This window comes from Bacillus sp. JJ1503 (assembly GCF_036965125.1).
Classification (GTDB): domain Bacteria; phylum Bacillota; class Bacilli; order Bacillales; family Cytobacillaceae; genus Cytobacillus.
Genome location: NZ_JBALOZ010000358.1, coordinates 1 through 2,214, shown reverse-complemented (window position 1 = coordinate 2,214; position 2,214 = coordinate 1). Strand labels below are relative to the sequence as shown.

Here is a 2,214-nt window from a genome sequence, read left to right as displayed (position 1 = left end):
CTCAAAAAATTCCAATCTATTTAATTATTTCAAACTATTACGTATTAGTAATTTTCTTAACTGGATTGTATCGATCGCGTATTTTCTCTTTTTATTTGGAATAATTAAATTTAGGCTAACTCTAGCCATTGCTCCAACTGTGATCCTATAAGATAAAATATTGTTCGCCCAATCTGGAGTACTGTAAAAATCTTCTTTAGGTAAAATTGTAACTGCAATTTTTAAAAGGATAGGCATACCAATTACGAACTGAACGAAAACCATTGTAATAATTACATATGAGGGGGAGATAAGATGATTCAAGATAAAGTTTTGCTGGAGGACTGGATCGTGACATGCCGTTCTGAAGATGTAAAGGAAAAGCCAATTCAGATTATTCTGATGGGAGAACGCTTAGCCATTTTTAGAAATAGTGAAGGGGTCCATGCTTTTAGAGATTTATGTATCCATAGGGGGGCGGCTTTGTCGCTTGGCGAGGTGAAAAATGATTGTATTGTATGTCCTTATCATGGCTGGGAATATAACCACGACGGTGAATGTGTGAGCATTCCTCAACTGCCTGAAGGAAGAGCAATCCCCAAAAAAGCAAAAGCTGAGTCATATGCCTGTATGGAAAAATACGGATTTGTTTGGGTGAATTTAGCGAATAATAACCCGGAGTTTTTTCGATATGAAGAAATGGAAGGCACTGCTTTCCGTAATGTGATTTGGGGACCGCAGGAGGTTCAGGCTAAGCCGCCGNNNCCTTCATGAGGGATATCTTGGCGCAGCAAGCCATCGTGTGATTCAAAATTACTTTGTTCATAAAGAAAATGGCAGAATCTATACCGATGAGATTCCCATCTATCAGCCTGATCCGGATGGATCTGGAAAACCAAAATACGTATACTACACGTATGAAATTATGCGCCCTTTAACGGTCAAATTTACAAAAAAAGACCATGAAAATAACACAGAAATGACAATTGTTCTAACTGTCAGACCAGTTAATGAAAATGAATCCGTAGCTTATGGAATCCTTTCCTTTGATTACGAAACTGGTTTAACCGATGAAGAAATAGTCAAGTTTCAAAATGAAATTTTCGCTCAAGATAAACCGGTAGTAGAAAACCAAAAACCGGAGGAACTTCCGCTTGATCTTCAAGTTGAACTTTCCCTTATCTGTGATCGAATGAGTATTGCTTACAGACAGTATTTGAAAGAGTTTGGTGTTGTATTAGGTACAGCTTAATAGAAAAATGGCGAAACTCATCATTTCAGATAGTGATGGGTTTTATTTTTTGTCGTTTCTTAATATGAACGTAAAAGGAATTATGATTTTTATCATAATTGTCTTCATTAATAAATTGGGAAAGAATGAGTAATTATACATATAGTCTAAAATCGGTGATTAAAAATGAACAAACAAAAACAGCATGTCATCGATACTGCTCATTATTTATTTATCGAAAAAGGTTTTCAAGCCACGTCCATTCAAGATAATTTAGGTTGCAGGGGAATTTCCAGAGGGACTTTTTAGAATTACTTTTCCTCAAAGAGTGAATTGTTAATCTCGGTATTTAAAATGGCTCCAAGAGAAGTTAGAGAAAGAGCGCAATCAGCTGCTTATGGGTCAGGACCTAAGTGATTGATATATTTTGCAAAAAGATTATTTTAAGAATGCAAAATAATAAATAACGAGCAAAAATATCGATGCATTTACGGACTAAATTGTCTCGTTGGTGTAGACAGTCAATTTGGCACGCCAATATGGTTCCTAGATGAAAAGGAGAAAAATCCGTATGACCGATTAATAGAGTATATTGAATCCTCTTAAGAGGCGGAAGAATGGATGGAAGCCATTCTAATAGAATTGGAAGAATTGATAGCAATGTAGGATGGGTAATCCCTATTTTTTTACTCAGAAAGAAATGAGGCTTTTGGGGGCATCGAACCCTCAAAAGTTGGCTGCGCAAGAAAACCGGTAAGCTCCATCTCGTTAAGCTGCAGGAAGCTGGAACCTATGGAGCTTTTCTATTGGCAGTTGCCGGCATCGAACTGGCGACTGCCAACCAGTGCTGATTCCTCCGGGAACTATTCGCCCCAGATCGCTCGTACCAAGTTTCTTAAGGATGATGTCCCAATGGCGCGCACATTCTACCCCGGCTACTGTTATCAAATATCGATATAAAAAATGGCCAACCAGAAATATTTTCTGGCTGACCTTATAATACG

At 37.6% G+C, this 2,214-nt stretch carries 2 protein-coding genes and 1 pseudogene; 2 read left to right on the top strand and 1 reads right to left on the bottom strand.

Translation table 11 applies throughout. The annotated features are described in order from the left end of the window. The first annotated feature begins 294 nt into the window (after positions 1–294). Both V7149_RS22655 and V7149_RS22650 read left to right on the top strand, forming a co-directional pair. A pseudogene (locus tag V7149_RS22655) lies at positions 295–1,231 on the top strand (Rieske 2Fe-2S domain-containing protein). 165 nt (positions 1,232–1,396) lie between these two features. Further along, positions 1,397–1,519, top strand: coding sequence for a hypothetical protein (locus V7149_RS22650; protein WP_335347844.1), 123 nt, complete (start codon positions 1,397–1,399; stop codon positions 1,517–1,519). Positions 1,520–1,978: 459 nt separating this feature from the next. Here V7149_RS22650 and V7149_RS22645 read toward each other — a convergent pair. Next, positions 1,979–2,214: hypothetical protein (locus V7149_RS22645; protein ID WP_335347843.1), on the bottom strand; the 236-nt coding region annotated here is incomplete at its 5' end.